The organism is Salinisphaera sp. PC39 (assembly GCF_040361335.1).
In the GTDB taxonomy this organism is placed as follows: Bacteria; Pseudomonadota; Gammaproteobacteria; order Nevskiales; family Salinisphaeraceae; genus APNM01.
The window spans coordinates 52,192-66,802 of the sequence record NZ_APNM01000012.1 but is presented as its reverse complement, the minus strand read 5'-3'; the positions used below and the strand labels follow the sequence as shown (position 1 = coordinate 66,802).

13 protein-coding genes and 1 tRNA gene are annotated in these 14,611 nt (G+C 69.5%); 9 read left to right on the top strand and 5 right to left on the bottom strand.

What is annotated here, in order from left to right:
- Positions 1-36: 36 nt before the first annotated feature.
- Together PC39_RS12285 and PC39_RS12280 are read right to left on the bottom strand one after the other, a co-directional pair.
- Positions 37-369, bottom strand: a complete 333-nt coding sequence (locus PC39_RS12285; RefSeq protein WP_353253687.1) for a DUF1820 family protein — start codon at positions 367-369, stop codon at positions 37-39.
- 83 nt (positions 370-452) lie between these two features.
- Positions 453-543 (bottom strand) — tRNA-Ser (locus PC39_RS12280).
- Positions 544-910: 367 nt separating this feature from the next.
- Here PC39_RS12280 and mltF point away from each other — a divergent pair.
- The gene (gene mltF, locus PC39_RS12275) at positions 911-2,329 is read left to right on the top strand and encodes a membrane-bound lytic murein transglycosylase MltF (protein WP_353253686.1); all 1,419 of its coding nucleotides are present in this window, start codon (positions 911-913) and stop codon (positions 2,327-2,329) included.
- A 138-nt stretch (positions 2,330-2,467) separates the two neighbouring features.
- Here the strand turns inward: mltF and PC39_RS12270 are convergent, their stop codons facing one another.
- Both PC39_RS12270 and PC39_RS12265 read right to left on the bottom strand, forming a co-directional pair.
- A complete protein-coding gene (locus PC39_RS12270; protein WP_353253685.1) occupies positions 2,468-3,931 on the bottom strand; it encodes a hypothetical protein in 1,464 nt (487 codons plus the stop codon).
- Between the two features lie 248 nt (positions 3,932-4,179).
- Positions 4,180-4,809: a phosphoadenosine phosphosulfate reductase domain-containing protein gene (locus PC39_RS12265; RefSeq protein ID WP_353253684.1), complete on the bottom strand. Its 630-nt coding sequence runs from the start codon at positions 4,807-4,809 to the stop codon at positions 4,180-4,182.
- A gap of 275 nt (positions 4,810-5,084) precedes the next feature.
- Between PC39_RS12265 and ettA the strand changes: the two genes are divergently transcribed.
- The 8 genes from ettA (at position 5,085) to PC39_RS12225 (ending at position 13,113) form a co-directional block, all read left to right on the top strand.
- Positions 5,085-6,746, top strand: a complete 1,662-nt coding sequence (gene ettA / locus PC39_RS12260; protein ID WP_353253683.1) for an energy-dependent translational throttle protein EttA — start codon at positions 5,085-5,087, stop codon at positions 6,744-6,746.
- Positions 6,747-7,141: 395 nt separating this feature from the next.
- Complete coding sequence (locus PC39_RS12255; protein ID WP_353253682.1) at positions 7,142-8,647, top strand: OmpA family protein; 1,506 nt, start codon at positions 7,142-7,144, stop codon at positions 8,645-8,647.
- 55 nt (positions 8,648-8,702) lie between these two features.
- On the top strand, positions 8,703-9,215 hold the full coding sequence (locus tag PC39_RS12250; RefSeq protein WP_353253681.1) for a hypothetical protein: 513 nt from the start codon (positions 8,703-8,705) through the stop codon (positions 9,213-9,215).
- A 231-nt stretch (positions 9,216-9,446) separates the two neighbouring features.
- Positions 9,447-9,851 carry a hypothetical protein gene (locus PC39_RS12245; RefSeq protein ID WP_353253680.1) on the top strand — a complete coding sequence of 135 codons (405 nt, stop codon included), beginning with the start codon at positions 9,447-9,449 and terminating at the stop codon, positions 9,849-9,851.
- 46 nt (positions 9,852-9,897) lie between these two features.
- Positions 9,898-10,770, top strand: a complete 873-nt coding sequence (locus tag PC39_RS12240; protein ID WP_353253679.1) for an ATP-binding protein — start codon at positions 9,898-9,900, stop codon at positions 10,768-10,770.
- A complete protein-coding gene (locus PC39_RS12235; RefSeq protein WP_353253678.1) occupies positions 10,760-11,173 on the top strand; it encodes a PaaI family thioesterase in 414 nt (137 codons plus the stop codon). The genes PC39_RS12240 and PC39_RS12235 overlap by 11 nt, the downstream gene beginning before the upstream one ends.
- A gap of 108 nt (positions 11,174-11,281) precedes the next feature.
- On the top strand, positions 11,282-12,586 hold the full coding sequence (locus PC39_RS12230; RefSeq protein WP_353253677.1) for an MFS transporter: 1,305 nt from the start codon (positions 11,282-11,284) through the stop codon (positions 12,584-12,586).
- Positions 12,583-13,113 (top strand): DinB family protein, encoded by a 531-nt coding sequence (locus PC39_RS12225; RefSeq protein WP_353253676.1) that lies wholly within the window; start codon positions 12,583-12,585, stop codon positions 13,111-13,113. The genes PC39_RS12230 and PC39_RS12225 overlap by 4 nt, the downstream gene beginning before the upstream one ends.
- Here PC39_RS12225 and PC39_RS12220 read toward each other — a convergent pair.
- Positions 13,110-14,546 (bottom strand): aminotransferase-like domain-containing protein, encoded by a 1,437-nt coding sequence (locus PC39_RS12220; protein ID WP_353253675.1) that lies wholly within the window; start codon positions 14,544-14,546, stop codon positions 13,110-13,112. The two genes, PC39_RS12225 and PC39_RS12220, sit on opposite strands and share 4 nt — an antisense overlap.
- Between the last annotated feature and the right edge of the window lie 65 nt (positions 14,547-14,611).

The following is a 14,611-nucleotide window of genomic DNA, read 5'->3' as shown; positions in this document are numbered from 1 at the left end:
CGGTGTCCTTCCCGCAACCGTGCCGGCGCCGCCACCTCAGGGCTTGTCGCCGCCGCCGTAGACCGGGAACGGCATCACCTTGCCGCCGTCGCCGGCCGGCGTGACCTTGGCGCTGCCGCGCTTGCTCACCTCGTCGATACGGATCACGGCGTGCATGGGCACGTACGAGCGCACCACGTCCGCGAACTCCGAGGCCAGTTTCTCTTCCGAGGGATCGACCACGACCTGGCTCTTTTCACCGAACACCAGGGACTCGATCTCGACGAAGCCGTAAAGACCCCCCTGGGAAACCGAGCGCGCGTACACCTCGTACACCTGCCCCTGGTTGTAGAAGCTGACGCGATAGAGACGGGATGGCTTTTCGGACATGGCTAGGGACGAAAGGGAACGGCTGCGATCGTCATGACGAACCCGGCTTTCCTCTTTCCCCTTTCATCTTTGCGCTAATGGAGTGGCGGAGAGGGTGGGATTCGAACCCACGTGGGGCGTAAGCCCCCAACCGATTTCGAGTCGGTGCCGTTATGACCGCTTCGGTACCTCTCCGTGTCGACGCGGCGGCGCCCGGCGCTCGCCTGCGTCAGGGCGATTCTAAAGGATCACGGCCCGCGAGCCTACCCACTGCGTGCCGGAACCGCGACGGCGGGCACTGGCCGACACCGCCGATACACCGGTAATCTCAGCGGCCGGCACACCGGAACACCCTCTTGCTGCGAAGCCCAGGAGCCTGCGCCGTAGAAACCAAACGGGCTGCGACGCCCCCACTTTGGTCCTATTTCCCGCTCCTTTTCGTCACATAGTCACCACTATGCTCCTCAAACGAGCGAAAAATATGCCTCAAATCGGGAACGTCTCGCTCCATTTATTCCTACGGCGCAGACTCCTGGCGACAATCCTGCCCCATCCGCGCCCGATGCGGCGCATCGCGCTGGCCCTGGTGGCGCTCGGCGCCGTGGCGACCTGTTCGCCGACCGACTCCCCATTGCAGGAGGTGAAGCGCGCCGGCGTCCTCCGCATGGCGACCGTGAACTCGGCGACCACCTACTACCTGGGCGCGGCGGGCGCCACCGGCTTCGAGTACGACCTGGCCAGCCGGTTCGCGCAGCGCCTCGGCGCCGAGCTCGACGTGGTGGTCGTGCCCGACCGCGCGGCGGCGATCACCGCGGTGCGCGACGGGCGCGCGCATTTCGCCGCCGGTCTGGCGATCACGCCGGCGCGCGAGCGGCGCGTGCGCTTCACGCCGCCCTACATGGAGGTGCAGCCGCAACTGGTCTACCGCGCGGGCGACGACCGCCCGGCATCGCTGGCCGACGTCGCCGGCCGCCTGACCGTACCCGCCCATGTCGCGGTCGCGGACTGGCTGCGGCGGCGCCATCCGGAGATCGAGTTTCACCGCGACCCGCGCGCCAACAGCGAGGAGCTGCTGCACCGCGTGGCCTCAGGCGACCTTCACGCGACCGTCGCCGACGCCAACCTGGTGAAACTCAATCAGCGCTATTACACCGACCTGCGGGTGGCGTTCGACCTGGGCGAGACGCAGTCCCTGGCCTGGGCCTTTCCCGCGGACAACGGCACGGCGTTGTACAACAAGGCGGTGGCGTTCATCGAGGGCATCCGCGGGACACCGCAGCTCAACATCATCCGCGACCGCTACTACGGCCACGTCGAGCGCCTGGGATTCGTCGGCGGCAAGACCTTCGCCCGCCAGGTGGAGGAGCGGCTGCCGCGCTGGCGCGACGCCTTCCAGCGCGCGGCGGAGGAAACCGGCGTCGACTGGCGCCTGCTGGCGGCCATCGGCTACCAGGAATCGCACTGGAATCCGGACGCGGTCAGCCCGACCAAGGTACGCGGCCTGATGATGCTCACCCGGGACACCGCGCGCGAGGTGGGCGTCGACAACCGGCGCGACCCGCTGCAGAGCATCCGCGGCGGCGCGGCCTACTTCACCGACATCCGTTCGCGGCTGCCCGAACGCATCCGCGAGCCGGACCGCACCTGGATCGCGCTGGCCGCCTATAACATCGGCATGGGCCACGTCATGGACGTGCGCCGGTTGCTGGACGCCGCGGGCAAGGACCCGGACACCTGGGTGAACATCCGCGCCGCCCTGCCCTGGCTGACCCAGGAGCGCTACTACCGGCGTACCCGATACGGCTATGCCCGCGGCTACGAGGCGGTGGGCTATGTCGGCAACATCCGGGCGTATTACGACATCCTGCTGTGGATGACCAGCGACACCGAGATGGAGATGCCGGAGGCCCTGACCGGCGGGCAGGGCGCCGCCCCGCCCCCGGGCGAGCGGGCCCTGGAGATCGACACGCCCGTGCTGTAACGGGTACGCCGGGCAAAAAAGAGGCGGGTCACGCCAAGCGTGCCCGCCCAGGCCGGGGCGCGTCGTCACACCCCGTTTTCGGTACCGTCGTCTTCCGTTTTCCGTCTTCCGTTTTCCGTTTTCCGTGATCCGCGGCCGTCAGCCGCCGCCGAGCAGGCCGCCCAGTAGGTTGCCCAGCAGGCTATCCAGCAACGATCCCAGCACCGGAATGCCGCCCAGGCCGTCCAGGAAGCCGCCGCCGCTGTCGATGCCGCCGGCCTGACCCAACAGGTTGCCCAAGAGCCCATCCAGCAGATCGCCGATCAGCGGCAGGTCCAGGCCGCCGCCGCTGCCATCGCCGCCGGCATCCAGGATGCTGCCGATGACGGGCACGCCGTCGCCGTCCAGCGCCAGCAGCGTGGTCAGCAGGTCGCCCAGCAGCGGCAGCGAAAGGTCCTCGCTGCTGCCCGGCTGGCTCAGGCCCGGCAGGCCCTGCAAGAGATCGCCCAGCAGCGGCACGCCGCCGCTGCCGCCGTTGGCGACGACATTGTCGAACGTGGTCAACCCGCCGGCGGCGTCGCCGCCGAGCAGCCCGGCCAGGAGATCGCCCAGCAACGGCAAGCCGGCCAGCAGGTCCGACAGCAGCGGGATCTGGCCGCCGCCCGGCGCCGTGCCGCCGCCCTCGATGGTGTCGGCGAAGCCGGACAGGCCGCCCAGGGCATCCAGATCGACGCTCAGCAGCGCGGTCAGGATATTGCCGAAGGGCGACTCGTCGCCGGTCAGCGGCGCCAGCACGCCGCGCAGCGCCTGGAACAGCGGATCCAGGAGCAGGCCCAGGCCACCGGCGAACAGGGCCGTCGCCTCCTCGCCCGCGCTCGCCAGATCGCCACCGGCACCGCCCGGCAGGGAGCCCGCCAGTTCGGAGACGACACCCTCGAGCGTGCCCACGAGCGCGGCGCTGGCCTCGTCACCCTCGAGGCGACCGATCGCATCGAACAGGCCCGAGATATCCAGCAGCGCACCACCCAGCGCCGAGAACAGGTCGCCGACCAGCGGCGCGCTCTCGACTTGATCGGGCACCTGCTGGGACATCCCCTGCAGGAGATTGGCGATCTGCACCAGCAGATCGGTCACGGCGGTGAGGTTGCCGCCCTCGGTCTCGCCGGTGATGCCCTCCTGGACCTGGCGCTCCAGGTCCAGCAGCAGCGATGTGAGCATCTCGCCGCCGGGCAGGGCCTTGCCCTCCTCGGTGAGCTGCTCGATCGTCTCGACGAGACCGGCGGAGAAACTCAGGAGCGCGTCGCCGGAGATCTCGCCGCCGTCCAGGAGCGCCTCCGGATCCTGGGTCATCAGGAATTCCTCGAAGCCGCCGGCGAGACCGTCGGGCACGTCCAGCAGGGCGACGAGGGCCGCGATCAGGGCTTCGGCGGTCTCGCCGACGACCGGGGCGGCGCCGAGCTGGCCGCCGACGCCCAGGAGCGCGTCCTGGACCGGATCGGCCGGCCCGGTGGCGTTGTTGCCGCCGACCGATACCGGCTGGTCGACGGCATTGCTGTCACCGCCGGAGGAGCCGCCGCAGCCGGCGACGAAGGCGAGTGACGCCGCCAGAAAGGCACACGTCACGAAATGAGTGGCTCGAGTCCACATGGTAAATACCCCCCTTCCCGTTCAGGGATTGGATTGTTGGATGTCCTTTTGGCGCCCTCGGCGCGTTTAGGGGGATTATTCGCAGCGTCAAAAAACCGTCATAGCGGAGAAATGCCGCTTCATTTGTAGGAGAAAGCCTGCTCGATCTCGTAGGCAAAAAAGAAAAAGGCCCGCCTCGTCGCGAGGCGGGCCTTCCCTGCAAGGCAGGTGACCGGCGAAACCGGTCAGGCGGTGAAGCGGTTGTGCAGGCCGCACTCCCGGTTGCCCAGGACCTTGGTGGGATCGTAGTAGCGGGTCTCGTTGGGCAGGCCATGCTCGTCCAGGTAGGCCTGCATGTCGGCCTCCGTCCAATGGAACACGGGCGCGACCTTGACCACGCCGCCGGGCTTGTCCTGGGTGACCACGTTCAGGTTCTTCCGGAACTCGGTCTGGTCGCGGCGGATCGCGGTCAGCCAGACATCCGGCTGCATTTCGCGCATGGCGCGCTGGAAGGGCTCCAGCTTCACCTGGTTGGTGAATTCCTCGTGGCGCGGGTCGTCGACGTCCGGGATGCCCATGATCGCGTCGCGCCGGGCCGCCGACTGCAGCGGGTTATAGACGTGCATGTTCAGGCCCAGGTCGGCGATCAGCTTCTCCGCGAACTGGTAGGTATAGCGGGTGCCGTAACCGGAGTCCGCCCAGACCACGGGCATGTCCGGCTGCACGCGATGCACCAGGTGCAGGATCACCGCCTCGTAGGGACCGAAGTTGGTGGTCACGATGCACTTGCCGCCGAGGGCCGTGGCCCAGCGGACGATGTCCAGCGGGTGCTTGTCCTCGAGTTCCGCGTTCGCCTTGTCGACGTCGATGTTCACTGCGATGCTCCTGGATGGTGTTCGGGTCCGTCAGCGGCCGCGTCGGCACGGTGCGGGAGCCCTGGTGCAGGGTGGGCGCCGCGCCCCGGCGGCCCGTGAGTGCGTGCAGTATCCGTATCGCCGGCCGCGATTAGAAGACATTCACGGTTATATGCATAAATTTTTTTAGACTAAATTGATCTTAGTCCCGCCCCGGACGTGACACCGGCGCGACCCCTGCCGGATAATACGCGCCCGCTTCGAACCGACCCCCTGCGGCCAACAGCCGAGTCCTTATGAGCCAGTACATCTACACCATGAACCGGGTGGGCAAGACCGTCCCCCCCAAGAAGCAGATCCTGCGCGACATCTCGCTGTCCTTCTTCCCCGGCGCCAAGATCGGCGTCCTGGGCTACAACGGCGCGGGCAAGTCGACCCTGCTGCGCATCATGGCCGGCGAGGACACCAACTTCGAGGGCGAGGCACGCCCGATGCCGGGCATCCGCATCGGCTACCTGCCGCAGGAACCGCAGCTCAATGGCGACAAGGACGTGCGCGGCAACGTCGAGGAAGGGCTGGGCGACCTGCGCGCCAAGCTCGACCGCTTCAACGAGATCAGCAACGCCTTCGCCGAGCCGGACGCCGACTTCGACGCCCTGCTCGCCGAGCAGGCGGAGCTGCAGGACGCTATCGACGCCGCCGGCGGCTGGGAAATGGAGAGCACCCTGGAACGGGCGGCCGAGGCGCTCAATCTGCCGCCCTGGGATGCCGAGGTCGACAAGCTCTCCGGCGGCGAGCGCCGGCGCGTGGCCCTGTGTCGCCTGCTGCTGTCGAAGCCCGACATGCTCTTGCTGGACGAGCCCACCAACCACCTGGACGCCGAGTCGGTGGCCTGGCTGGAACGCTTCCTGGGCGATTTCCCGGGCACCGTGGTGGCGGTCACCCACGACCGCTATTTCCTCGACAACGTGGCCGGCTGGATCCTGGAGCTGGACCGCGGTCACGGCATCCCCTTCCAGGGCAACTACTCGGCCTGGCTGGAGACCAAGGAGAAGCGGCTGGAGCAGGAGCAGAAGGCCGAGGACGCCCACCAGAAGGCGATCAAGTCCGAGCTGGAATGGGTGCGCGCCAACCCCAAGGGCCGGCAGGCCAAGAACAAGGCCCGCCTGAAGGCCTTCGAGGAACTGGCCTCCAAGGAGCACCAGAAGCGCTCGGAGACCAACGAGATCTACATCCCGCCGGGCCCGCGCCTCGGCGACCTGGTGTTCGAGCTGAACGGCGTGACCAAGCGCTACGGCGACCGCACCCTCTACGAAGACCTGAACCTCAAGGTGCCGCGCGGCGCCATCGTGGGCATCATCGGCCCCAACGGCGCCGGCAAGACCACCCTGTTCCGGCTGCTCACCGGCGAGGAGCAACCCGACGCCGGCGAGGTACGCGTGGGCGACACCGTCGACCCGGCGTACGTCAGCCAGAGCCGCGACGCCCTGGACGACGGCAAGACCGTCTGGGAAGAGATCAGCGGCGGCGCGGACATCCTGCGGATCGGCAACTACGAGATCCCCTCGCGGGCCTACGTCGGCCGTTTCAACTTCAAGGGTTCCGATCAGCAGAAGCGTATCGGCGAATTGTCCGGCGGCGAGCGCAACCGGGTGCACCTGGCCAAGCTGCTGCAGGCCGGCGGCAACGTCCTGCTGCTGGACGAGCCCACCAACGACCTGGATGTCGAGACCCTGCGCGCCCTGGAGGAAGCCCTGCTGGACTTCCCCGGCTGCGTCCTGGTGATCTCCCACGACCGCTGGTTCCTGGACCGTATCGCCACGCACATCCTTTCCTTCGAGGATGACGAGGTCGTGTGGCTCGAGGGCAACTACAGCGACTTCGAGGCCGACCGGCGGCGGCGCCTGGGCGACGCCGCCGACAGCCCCGGCAAGGCGCGGCACCGCAAGCTGGCCTGAGCCTCGCCGCCGGCCCGGCATCCCGCCGGGCCGGCCCCCGGTCTATCCCGATCGTCGCGCGTCCGCGACGATTTCCATTCGCGCCGCGCGTGGACGGCTCGTGCGGATACACGCCCGCTTTCAGGCATCCCCCGGCCCGGCGCCATCGATCGCCGTTACCTTGCGGCGCGCGTAATCCCGGCTTGTCGCACCCCCGCCGCGAAACACCGCTGTAAGCAATAGTCAACACTATAAGTAAGAATATGCCGCTTTATTGTGAAGTGGCGTCAATTTTCTGACGTTTGACCGTATACAAAGGCACGGGACCGACGTAAAATCGTCGCAAACCAGCGCCGGTCGCCGCGTCGCGGGCCGGTCGCCGCACAAGGATTCAAACCGTTCGGGGAGTGACGACGATGACGATCAAGCGATCCGTGCCGAGCCTGCTCGGCGCCGCCGGGATACTGCTGGCGGGTAGCGCGGCCCACGCCACCGAGCCGGGCTGGTATGTCGAGGGCGGCCTGGGCGCGACCGAACTCAAGGACGCCGACAACGAGACCCGCACCGAGCCCAGCTTCACGTCCACGCCGGGCGGCGGGTTCCTGGTGATCCCGGGGCTGGGCACCCTCTTTCCGACTCCGGGCGGCACCACCACCCAGCCGGGCGACCCGGTGAGTTTCGAGACCGAGTACGACACCGGTTATCTCGGCAGCCTGGCGTTGGGCTACGCCCACAACAACGGCTGGCGCACCGAGATCGAGGCCCGTTACGCCCTCAATGACCTGGACCGGGTCACGCTCCGGGAGGGCTTCGGCAACCAGAACGGCGAGACCCGCGGCGCGGACGGCGAATACACCAGCACCTCGCTGATGGCCAACGCCTGGTACGAATTCAATGCCGACGGCGACTGGCATCCCTACCTGGGCGGCGGCGTCGGTGCCGCGCGCCTGGATTACGAGGCCCTGGATTTCAACGAGGACGACATGGTCTTCGCCTACCAGGTGGGCGCCGGCATCAGCTACGACCTGACCGACTACACCTCGGTATCGCTGGGCTACCGCTACTTCGGCACCGACGATCCCAGCTTCTCCACCGGCAGCTCGGACTTCCAGGATCTGGACTCCGAGTACCAGCAGCACGCCGCGCTGCTGTCGCTGCGCTACACCTTCGCGCCCGCCGAGCGTCCCGACAGCGACGGCGACGGCGTGCCTGACATCCACGACGAGTGTCCCAACACCCCCAAGGGCGCGGCGGTCGATTCCAAGGGTTGCCCGCTGGATTCCGACGGCGACGGCGTGCCGGATTACAAGGACAAGTGCCCCAACACGCCCAAGGGCGTGCAGGTCGGCCCCGAGGGCTGCCCGCTCGACTCCGACGGCGACGGTGTCCCGGACTACAAGGACGAGTGCCCTAATACCCCGGCCGGCACCCAGGTCGACGATAAGGGCTGTCCGCTGGTGCAGGACGCCGACGGCGACGGCGTCCCGGACGACCGTGATCAATGCCCGGACACGCCGGAGGGCGTGGCGGTGCTCGCCAACGGCTGCGCCGTGGGCCAGAGCGCGATCCTCCAGGGCGTCAACTTCGAATTCAACCGCACGCGGCTGACCGCCAGCGCCCAGCGCATCCTCGACCGCGTCGCCACGGCGCTGAAGGATTCGCCGGAGTTCCGGGTCGAGATCGCCGGGCATACCGACTCGCTCGGCTCGGCCAGCTACAACCGGCAGCTCTCGCAGGAGCGCGCCGAGGCGGTACGCCAGTACCTGATCCAGCAGGGCGTCGACGGCGACCGCCTCGTGGCCGAGGGCTACGGCGAGTCGGAGCCGATCGCGGACAACACCAACCCGGACGGCACCGACAATCCGGAGGGCCGCGCCACCAACCGCCGCGTCGAGCTGCGGGTGGTGGACCGCAGCGAGTAGCCGCGGCGGAGAAGGCAAGGATTCGTTCCACGATATTTTTAGGGAGGAAATCCACGTGAAGAAACTTATCGCTGCGAGTCTGGCCGGGCTGCTGTTCAGCGGCACGGCCTCGGCCCAGGGCGAGGTCCTCAATGCCCTGGTAGGCCCGGAGGGCGTCGTCTCCGGCCTGGTGGCCACGCTTACCACCGCCGATGCCGCACCGCTGGTCGACAGTCTGGCGGGCGCGAACTCCGGTCTGCTGCAAGGCACCGCCGGCGCCGGCCTGAACGACGTACTGGGCGGCCTCCTGTCGGACCAGGATCCGGCCCGGATCCAGCTCGGCCTGGAAACCGTTCTGATGATCGGTGTGGCCGGCGAGAGCGGCGTGCTGGAGCAGCTCCTGGGCGGCCTGCCCGGTGGCGCCGGCTCCGTGCCGGGCCTCGACGGCCTGCCCCTGCTCGGCGATCTCGCCGGCCTGCTGGGCGGGCTGCCGGACCTGGCCGGCGGCGGTCTGCCGGGCCTGCCGGGCGGCTCCTCGGCTTTCTCGAACGCACAACTCGAACAGGTGACCAGCCTGCTATCTCGTTGACGTTCCGGGGCCACGAGCCCACGGAACGCTAGAGCCTGTGTACTTCCCGACACTGCCAACATAAAGGGACGTTTAACAGGCTCGGGTCCAAGGGGAGGATGACTGGGCCCGTGGCGGGCAAACCGCCGCGGGCCCTTTTTATGCCGGTTTATGCCGGCCGTATTGTCGCCAAACGCCACAGGCATTAGTCTGGCTTACGAACAACATGGATAATTTCGTACAGGGGAAGCCATGAAAGCCACCTACCTGCTCGCCGGGGCCTGCCTGGCCGTCGCCGGCGCCGCCCAGGCCCAGCCGGCCACCTTCGTCGCCCAGCTCCAGACGGCCCTGACCACCGGCGGCGAATCCCTCGCCGCCGGCGATCTCGGCGCCGCCGCCGGCAGCCTCGTCGGTGCCGACGGCCTGATCCAGGGCAGCGCCGCGGAATCGCTCAACCACAGCCTGGTCGGTCTCGCCGAACAGGATCCCGGCGCGGTCCAAGCCGGTGTCGAGGCGCTGGCGGCCACCCTGCAGGCCGAGGGCGGTCCGCTCGACCAGCTCGGTGGCGGCCTGCCGTCCGGCGACCTTGGCGACGGCCTGTCGCCGGACGCCCTCGCCGGGCTGTTGCCGGAGCAGGCGGGCCTGCCCGGACTCTGACCGGCGGGGCTTGCCCGAGCGCGGCATTCTGGCATGATGCCGCGCCATGACACCGACCGACACGGACCGACTGCTGGACCGGCTGGAGACGCTGCTGGCCCGCGCCGAGCGGGCCCTGGCACGGCTCGACCCTGACGCGCCGGCAAGCGAGCCCGACTGGTCGGCCTCCGCCTTCCGCTGGCGCCCGCCGGGACGGCTGGAGGCGGTCGCCCACCCGCACGCCGTCGATCTCGACGCCCTGCACGGCATCGAGCGCCAGAAACAGGCGCTGGTGCGCAACACCCGGCAGTTCCTGGCGGGATTGCCGGCCAACAACGCCCTGCTCTGGGGCGCGCGCGGCACCGGCAAGTCGTCGTTGATCAAGGCCCTGCGCACCGCCTATGCCGGCGACGGCCTGCGCCTGATCGAGGTCGAGGCCCACCATCTGGTGGACCTGCCCGACATCGTCGCGCCGCTATACGACCGCCCGGAGCGTTTCGTGCTGTTCGCCGACGACCTCTCCTTCGAGAGCGGCGACGCCAGCTACAAGGCCCTCAAGGCGATCCTGGAGGGCTCGGTGGCGGCACCGCCGGACAACGTCCTGGTGTACGCCACCTCGAACCGCCGCCACCTGCTGCCCGAATACCTCGACGAGAACCGCGAGGCCCGCAACGTCGACGGCGAGATCCACCACGGCGACGCCGTGGAGGAGAAGATCTCCCTGTCGGAGCGCTTCGGTCTCTGGCTGTCCTTCCATCCGTTCGACCAGGAGACCTACCTGGCCATCGTGCGCGCGCAGTTGCGCGAGCTTGATGCGGACATCGAGGACGAGGCGGAGATGGAGCGCGCCGCCCTGCAATGGGCCCTGGCCCGCGGCGCCCGCAGCGGCCGCGCGGCCCGGCAATTCGCACGCGACTGGAGCGGACGCCATGGCCTCTGACCACGCCGACACGATCACCGACCGGGTCCTGCGCCACCGTTTCCACCGCGACTGTGGCCTGACACTGCTCGCGCGGGATGGGGAGGGCACGGTCTGTCGGTTCACGGTCAACGATTACACGGTGAACCCCGCCGGCATGCTGCACGGCGGCATCCTGTACGCGATGATGGACGTCACCGCCTATCTCGCCGTGCTGCCGACCCTCGGGGAGGGCGAGAACGCGGTGTCCCACGATGTCCACGTCAGCGTCCTGCGGCCGGTCGCCGACGACCACGTGGACCTGCACGCGCACATCCTGCGCCGGGGGCGCGGGGTGATCTTCATCCGGATCGAGGCCCGGGACGCCGCGGGCCGGACCGCGGCCGCCGCCACCGTGACCAAGAGCGTCGTGCCCGGCGCCTGACCGGAAACTGTTACGGTCGCACCTGCCGACGGCTGACACTGTTATGCCCCGCCGCCGGCGCGTATCCTGCCCGTGCCATCCCAAAGCCGAGACGGACGCGGGCCCCACATGACCGCCGCACACGCCTTCCGACGCCGACGCGCCGCGGGGTTCATCCTGCTGGCGGCCGCCTTCATGGTGGCGTTCTTCCACCGGGTCGCGCCCGCCGCCCTGGCCGAGGACCTGCTGCGCGACCTCGGCGCCGGCGCGGTCGCCCTGGGCACCCTGTCGGCGATGTACTACTACGTCTACACCGCCATGCAGATCCCGGCGGGCATCCTCGCCGACCGCGCCGGTCCGCGGATCGGCGTGGCCGGCGGCTCGCTGGTGGCCGCCGCCGGCACGCTGCTGTTCGCGGCGGCGCCGGGGCTGCTCCTGGCCAACGCCGGGCGTTTCCTGGTGGGCCTGGGCGTGGCCACCGCTTTCGTCGGCCTGATGAAGTACAACGCCGAGTGGTTCGAGGCCCGCTACTACGGCCTGCTCAGCGGCATGGTGGTCCTGCTCGGCAACGTCGGCTCGGTGTTCGGCGCCGGTCCGCTGGCGCAGGTGCTGCACTGGCTGAGCTGGCGCCAGGCGCTGGCCGGTATCGGCCTGGTGTCGCTGGTCCTGGCCGTCCTGATCTGGGTCTTCGTGCGCGACCGCCCGGCGGCCGCCGGCTTCGCGGACACGCACCCGCCGCGCCGGGGACCGCGCGGCGCCTGGTGGATCGAGCTGCGCGACGTCGCCTGCAACCGCCACGTCTGGCCGCACGCGGTCTGCCTGTTCACGATCATCGGCGGTTTCTTCACCTTCACCGGCCTCTGGGCCGTGCCCTACCTGGGCGATGTCTTCGGCCTCGGCCGCCAGGCGGCCTCGAACTACGTCAGCCTGGCGCTGCTGCTGTTCGCCGTCAGCGGGTTCGCCGGCGGCTGGCTATCGGACCGCATCGGCCGGCGCAAGCCGGTGGCCGTCGCCGCGGCCGCCGCGACCCTGGCGGTGTGGCTGGCCACCATCCTGCTGCCCTGGCGGCCCGGCCCCGGCGCGGCCCTGCTGTTCGGCCTGAACGGGCTGGCGCCGTCGGCCATGGTCGTGTGCTATGCCGCCGCCAAGGAGAGCGTGGCCCCGCACACCGCGGGCATGGCGATCGCCTTCGTCAACACCGGCCTGTTCCTGGGCGCGGCGCTGTTGCAGCCGGCGTTCGGCGCCCTGCTGGAACTGGCCTGGGACGGCACCACCCGCGACGGCGTACCGGTCTATCGCGCCGCCGACTACGAGACCGGGCTGTGGCTGCTGGCGGCGGTCGCCGCGGTGGGCCTGACGGCCGCCCTGGCCATGCGCGAGACTTACGCGGGGCCATTGCATCCGGACACGGACGACCAGGAGGCAGCGACATGATCACATCCGACTATGCCCGCACCATGGCGGCCTACAACCGCTGGATGAACGAGCGGTTGTACGCGGCCTGCGCGACCCTGGACGATGCCGCGCGCAAACGCGACCGCGGCGCCTTCTTCGGGTCCGTGCACGGCACGCTCAATCACTTGCTGCACGGCGACCGCGCCTGGCTGGGGCGCTTCACGGGCCGCGACCTCGGCTGCGGCCGGCTGGGCCAGTCGCTTTACGAGGATTTCCCGACCCTGCGCGCCGAGCGCGACCGCACCGACGCCGATATCGAGGCCTGGGCGGACACGCTCGACGAACACCGGCTGGCCGCGGACTTCCGCTACACCAGCAATGTCGACGGCGTGACCCGGGTGCTGCCGACCTGGGTTCTGGTGGCGCACCTGTTCAACCACCAGACCCACCACCGCGGCCAGCTCACCACCCTGCTCAGTCAGCTCGGTGTCGACTACGGCGTCACCGACCTGCCCTGGCTGCCGGGACTGGCCACCGAGATCGATACAGGCCGCGCGGACCGCTAATCCCCGGCGGCGAGCTCGCCCAGGCGCGCGAGGCCGGCCTCCAGGCGCGGCGACCAGGGATGGCCGCAGTTCAACCGGAAGAAGTCGCGGAAGCCGTCGTGGGCGGTGAACAAGCGCCCCGGCGCGATGCTGATGCCTTCCGCCAGGGCCCGGTGATACAGCGCGCGCGCATCGACGCCGGGCACCTGGACCCAGAGCAGATAGCCGCCGCGCGGCCGCGTGACACGGGTCGTGGCCGGGAAATGGCGGCAGATACCGTCCAGGGCGCGATCGATGTTGGCGGCGAAGGCCCGCCGCTGGCGCCGCAGGTGGCGGTCGAAGCCGCCCTGCTCCAGGAAGGCGGCCGTGGCGGCCTGGGCCAGGCCGTTGGCGGCGATGGTGCTGGACGCCTTGAGCACATGCACCCGCCGCGCCCAGCGGCCCGGCAGCATCCAGCCCAGGCGCATGGTCGGCGAGATCTGCTTGGAGAACGAGCTGCAGTAGATCACGTTGTCGTGCTCGTCGAACGCCTTCAGGGCGCGCGGCCGTGCGCCCTCGCCGAAATGGGTCTCGCCGTAGACGTCGTCCTCGATCACCGGCACCCCCAGTCGTCCGAGGGTCGCGGCGATGCGCCGCTTGTGCGCCTCGGGCATGATGCCGCCCAACGGGTTGTGGACATCGGGCATCAGCAGCGCCGCCCGGATCCGACCCGAGCGGGCGGCCTCGCAGAGCGCGTCGGGACAGACCCCGCGATCCGGGTCGGTGGGCAGCTCGACCGCGCGCATGTCCAGGTTCTCGATCGCCTGCAGGGTGCCGAAATAGGTCGGCGACTCCACGCCGATGGCATCGCCCGGCCGCGCCACGGCCCGCAGCGCCAGATTGAGGGCCTCCAGGCAACCGGCGGTGATCACCACGTCGTCGGGCGCGACGCGGCAGCCGGTGCGCAGCATCCGGCGTGCCACCGCCGTTCGCAGCGGCGCCGCCCCCTGCGGCGGGATATCGAGCTCGCTGTAGGCATCGGCGCGGCGCAGCACCGACGCCGTGATCCGCTTGAAACGGGTGATCGGCAGCAACTCGGGGCCGGGCAGGGCGCCGCCGAAGGGCACCAGATCCGGCCGGCTGGCGGTGGCCACCAGTTCGACCACCAGCTCGCCGACATCCACGGCCGTGGCGGCGGCCGGCGGCCGGCTGCGGGACGGCGGCTCGGGCAGGTCGTCCGAACGCCGCCGCACGTAGTACCCCGACTTGGGGCGGGCCTCGACCAGACCCGCCGCCTCCAGGGTCTCGTAGGCCTTGAGTACGGTGGCCGGACTCAACCGCTCCTGGCGCGACAGGCGCCGTACCGACGGCAGACGGTGGCCGCAGGCGAAGGTGCCGTCATCGATCAGGCCGCGCAGGTTGTCGGCCAGGCTCTCGTACAGGAAGGTCTGCGCGTCGCGCTCGGCCAGGGTCATGGCGTCCTCAACTGTTATGGTCGAAAAACAGGATATCTAAATCTGTTATTGCTGTCGCGCCGTCG

Coding starts and splice junctions, on each gene's coding strand:
- PC39_RS12285 (WP_353253687.1), bottom strand. CDS start 369: ATGTCCGAAAAGCCATCCCGTCTCTATCGCGTCAGCTTCTACAACCAG.
- mltF (WP_353253686.1), top strand. CDS start 911: ATGCGGCGCATCGCGCTGGCCCTGGTGGCGCTCGGCGCCGTGGCGACC.
- PC39_RS12235 (WP_353253678.1), top strand. CDS start 10,760: ATGGCCTCTGACCACGCCGACACGATCACCGACCGGGTCCTGCGCCAC.
- PC39_RS12225 (WP_353253676.1), top strand. CDS start 12,583: ATGATCACATCCGACTATGCCCGCACCATGGCGGCCTACAACCGCTGG.
- ettA (WP_353253683.1), top strand. CDS start 5,085: ATGAGCCAGTACATCTACACCATGAACCGGGTGGGCAAGACCGTCCCC.
- PC39_RS12240 (WP_353253679.1), top strand. CDS start 9,898: ATGACACCGACCGACACGGACCGACTGCTGGACCGGCTGGAGACGCTG.
- PC39_RS12255 (WP_353253682.1), top strand. CDS start 7,142: ATGACGATCAAGCGATCCGTGCCGAGCCTGCTCGGCGCCGCCGGGATA.
- PC39_RS12230 (WP_353253677.1), top strand. CDS start 11,282: ATGACCGCCGCACACGCCTTCCGACGCCGACGCGCCGCGGGGTTCATC.
- PC39_RS12245 (WP_353253680.1), top strand. CDS start 9,447: ATGAAAGCCACCTACCTGCTCGCCGGGGCCTGCCTGGCCGTCGCCGGC.
- PC39_RS12220 (WP_353253675.1), bottom strand. CDS start 14,546: ATGACCCTGGCCGAGCGCGACGCGCAGACCTTCCTGTACGAGAGCCTG.